Origin of the sequence: Psychrobacter sp. AOP7-B1-24, from assembly GCF_052376215.1 — a bacterium.
Classification (GTDB): Bacteria; Pseudomonadota; Gammaproteobacteria; order Pseudomonadales; family Moraxellaceae; genus Psychrobacter.
On record NZ_JBQSVL010000131.1, the window covers coordinates 1 to 3,864 of the forward strand.

3 protein-coding genes are annotated in these 3,864 nt (G+C 39.9%); all 3 read left to right on the forward strand.

What is annotated here, in order from left to right:
* Positions 1 to 300 precede the first annotated feature (300 nt).
* The 3 genes from ACT3QP_RS14270 (at position 301) to ACT3QP_RS14280 (ending at position 3,624) form a co-directional block, all read left to right on the forward strand.
* Positions 301 to 1,935, forward strand: a complete 1,635-nt coding sequence (locus ACT3QP_RS14270; RefSeq protein ID WP_444525968.1) for a MobA/MobL family protein — start codon at positions 301 to 303, stop codon at positions 1,933 to 1,935.
* Between the two features lie 372 nt (positions 1,936 to 2,307).
* Positions 2,308 to 3,255, forward strand: coding sequence for a replication initiation protein RepM (gene repM / locus ACT3QP_RS14275; protein WP_443556503.1), 948 nt, complete (start codon positions 2,308 to 2,310; stop codon positions 3,253 to 3,255).
* An 18-nt stretch (positions 3,256 to 3,273) separates the two neighbouring features.
* A complete protein-coding gene (locus tag ACT3QP_RS14280) occupies positions 3,274 to 3,624 on the forward strand; it encodes a hypothetical protein (protein WP_443556501.1) in 351 nt (116 codons plus the stop codon).
* Positions 3,625 to 3,864: the final 240 nt, after the last annotated feature.

A 3,864-nucleotide genomic window follows, 5' to 3' on the forward strand; every position in this document is an offset into this window, starting at 1 on the left:
ACGTTTCTTTGTTTATTTTGAAGCTAAAAATACAGCGCAGTTTTTCATATTTCCTATTTTTTTTGTCTTTTAGTCCCTCTGACTAAGAGCGCAGTTTTTCATATTTCCTATTTTTTTTGTCTTTTAGTCCCTCTGACTAAGAGCGCAGTTTTTCATATTTCCTATTTTTTTTGTCTTTTAGTCCCTCTGACTAAGAGCGCAGTTACGAGAAGTGACCGAAAACCGTACTTCGTGTGGTATTCTGTCACTTCTCAAACGTGCGTTGGGGAAACCCCAAACCCCAAAAACCCGAGGGCTAAAATGGCTATCTACAGACTAGAAAAAAAATCTATTAGCAGAGGTAATAACCATAATTTGGTGGCGGCGGTTGCCTATCGAGCTGGGGCAAAATTCACCGATACCAATAAACTAAATCCCAAAGCGACCACTCACGACTACACCAAAAAAACCGATGTCGCACACAGCGAAATTATACTACCTGATGAATTAGCCGAGCAGTTAAACCTAGCCGGAATAAACCTAAATCTGGAACAGGTCGCCAATCTTGTTGAGCAGGGCGAAACCACCAAACGCGGCAAAATGAAAACCGCCGCAAAACTCGCTAGTGAATATGTCCTAGCAGGTTCGCATGAACTGAGCCAAGCGGAGAACATACAAGCGTTTCAAGAGTTCGCTAAACAACAGGCGGAGGAACAGGGCGTGGTTGCCATGGTTTTTGTCCATGACCCCAAACAGGGCGAGGATATGAGCGCAGATACTCAGGCAGCTGACAACAGCAAGGGTGGTGATTTGCGCAACATACACGCGCATGTTGTGGTGCTTAGTCGTCAATTGGTACTCTCAGGCGATCAATTGCAGCTAGGCGACAAGTCAAACAGCGAGCTATCAGACACAGCTCGTAAGAAAAAATTCTTAGAGAAAAACCGCGACTGGCTCAAAGGTGTTCGGGAACAGTGGGCAGATATACAAAATCAGAGCCTAGAACGTCATAATCTAGCACCAGTGACCCACAAGAGCTACCGCGAGCTTGGGCTAGAAATCAAGCCTGGCATACATTTGGGTAAAGATGCGACAGCCCTAGTACGCAAAAACGAAAACCTAGCAGCCGAGAATAAGAAACTGGCATCAGAGGGGCGACTAGACGAAATGCAGCCAATAAAAACCATCTACCGACATCAGCATAATAGGACTATAGACAATGAAAACAGAACCCATATTGAGCAAACAGCAAATAGCGGAATTACTAGCAGCCAACAACAAATTGAGCGCAGCCAACGATGGATTGATGCAATCAGTACTGGAGATGCATACATTCAACGACAAATTGAGCAAGCAAATCAACAGGAAAGATCAATTAATAGCCGCATTGGACAGGGCGTTAGAAGAAGATCAGAACGCCCAAACCCCTATGAGCAGCAGCTCAAAACAAGCGCTGATAACCGAAAACAGCGAGCTACAGAACTTCACGAACGAACAATCATTTTTGATAGAGCGTCAGAACGAGCGGATAGAAATGCTCGATACAGAAAACCAAGAATTAACGGAGTTATTGGTGAGGTTGACAGACTAACCATGAAAACAGCTCTACTGTTCTCCAGTCGTAGAAATGAGTCATCATCTTATACGGATAGACAAAAAGATATTTTAGAGCGCTTCGCTAATGAAAACAGCCTAGTAACGGGGGATTTCAGAGAGGATATTAGAGTTACTACAACGTTTTTTAGTGATGCAGATAATGCTCAGACCCATAAACATATCGTTAAACTCATAAACGACCCTGAGACAGAGGAGCAGAACTATTCTAAAACGTCCAAATTTGAGGCTGAGAGCGATTTAAACGAATTGACTAGGGATATTGTAGGCGATAGCCCTAAAACGTCAAATGCAGCCAATGAGAGCGTTTCTATAGCACCTAGAGGACGTAGACGACCGTAGTTAATATTTTTTCTTGTTTCCAGTGCGTTATGCGATCGGTTAGCAAATGAGATGATTTTTACCGTAAAAATGAATTATTTTTTAGGCATTTTTTATCTTTTGTCTTTCTTAGTTATCAACAACCAAAAAGGTTTTTAATGTTTTTAATGTTTTTAAAAGCTTTTAAGCTTGCTGTAAGCCACGTATCATAAAGCTTTCCGAGCCCATTCATATACATTTACCTGTCAGTTCATATACATTTACCTGTCAGTTCATATACATTTACCTGTCAGTTCATATACATTTACCTGTCAATTATATACATAATAAATTATTGTATATTTATATACATAGTGTAATATATGTATATAAATACGGTTTAAGGTGGAATATATGGCAACTGACACAGTAGTTAAGTCAAATCGTTTGAATATGGCTATACAAAATCTATCACTGATTGAAATTCGGATTATTCAGCTAGCAATTATTGATGCACGAGAAACAGGCGAAGGACTAAGTACAGACAAGCCCTTAATCATAGCAGCATCACGCTATGCGGACGTGTTTGGTGTATCACGGCAGACGGCGCGGCAAGCCATATTAGACGCAGAGAAAACGCTTTTCGAACGTCGTTTTACTTTTATAGATGATATAGACGGCAAACCTGTAAAGTCTCGGTGGCTACAGCGTGTTAAATACTTAGATAATGAGGCGGCTATAGAGGTTTGTTTTACTTACGACGTTGTAACCGAAATATCTAGAATTCATGGTCTTGAGAAGTACTTTACACAATATCTATTGCGGCAAACATCACAATTAAAAAGCATTTATTCAGTACGACTCTACGAGTTGTTAGTGCAATGGAAAACCGCTAAAAAAACTTCATTATTTGAACTTAAAACATTCAGAGAACAGCTAGGTTTAGGTGTCAACGATTATAAAACTATGGGCAACTTTAAAGCTCGTGTTCTTGATAATGCGGTTAATGAAATTAATGAAAAATCAGACCTAAAAATCAGCTACGAACAGGTTAAAAAGGGCGTGGCTATAGCAGGCTTTAAGTTTAAGGTATTAACTAAAGCACAGCCAAAAAATGCAATGCAAGAAGTTGTCAGAGACAGGGACACAGCGGATATGTTCACTACTGAAGGGCTAAGCGACAAGCAATTAGGGCGTATCGTTCGCAACCCTGCTTTTATGGCTGAATACAATCATCTAGTAAGCCCCACTAGCCCAGCTGGACAGTCACAGCAAGGGTGGGAGTTTGAGATGATTAATCGCCTTAAAAAAGACGCTTCTCAGTTTAAGAAGCGCCCGATCAGAGAATATTTAGACTACTAATATCATAGGTTAATAAAAATGAACTTAGACAAAATGCAAAAAATAGCGGCATATCTCGAACGCACATCGGCAGAGGATAGGGCAAAAATAGCAGATGATATGGCCAAAAACGCGCCTCATTTGTTCGTTGGTAATGTTGATATGTCAGATAGAGAGAGAGCCAAAACATTAATAAAAATGCAAATTAACATTCTTGCTACTACTGATTTTCATTACAACTCAATAACCACGTTTGAGCAGTTATTCGGATTTGCTCAGGGGTTGATTATGGGGTGTAGTATGAGCGGATTAATCACCCAACAAGAAGAAGTGGATTTTCAAAAAAATGTCGCGGATAAACGTACAGAATTTTATAAATGTAGTGAATAACTCACCTGCTTATTTTGACGTTTGTGTGTTTAAAATAGCGTTTCTTTGTTCAAAATGACGTTTCTTTGTTCAAAATGACGTTTCTTTGTTCAAAATGACAATGAATTTGCCCGATTAAAGATGCTCAGGGCTTCATTTCGCGTATTCAGACTTTTAGCGATAAACAACTTGGTTATTTTGGCGTTTGTGTGTTTAAAATCGTCTTTGTTTGATTAAAATAGCGTTTGTTTGTTCAAAATG